General features: G+C 70.2%; 1 protein-coding gene. It reads left to right on the top strand.

Going from position 1 to position 265, the window contains the following annotated elements; all coding sequences use genetic code 11:
* Positions 1-265 (top strand): beta-propeller fold lactonase family protein (locus tag SB660_RS21275; protein WP_410584380.1); only part of this gene is annotated, 265 nt, incomplete at both ends.

The raw sequence follows: 265 nt of genomic DNA, 5'->3' as shown, positions 1-265 counted from the left end.
CCCACGGGCGCCACCCCGCAACGCCTGACCGGGATGATGCATCCGCACCAAGCCGTGTTCACCGGGGGTGAACTGTATGTGCCCGACCTCGGCGCCGACCTCATCCATCGCTACCGCGGCGCCGTTGGAGCGTATGAGCCGCGCTCGCCGCTGCCGACCCCGGAGGGAACAGGCCCTCGCCACCTCGTGATCCTCCAAGAGGCGCTGCGCGACGGCGCGAAGACGATCGTCGTGAGCGGTGAGCTGGGCGAGACGGTATGCCGCG

The organism is Bacillus sp. SIMBA_005, assembly GCF_046535585.1.
Classification (GTDB): Bacteria; Bacillota; Bacilli; order Bacillales; family Bacillaceae; genus Bacillus; species Bacillus pumilus.
Note: the sequence above shows the minus strand (reverse complement) of the source record. Positions and strands in the feature narration are given on the sequence as shown.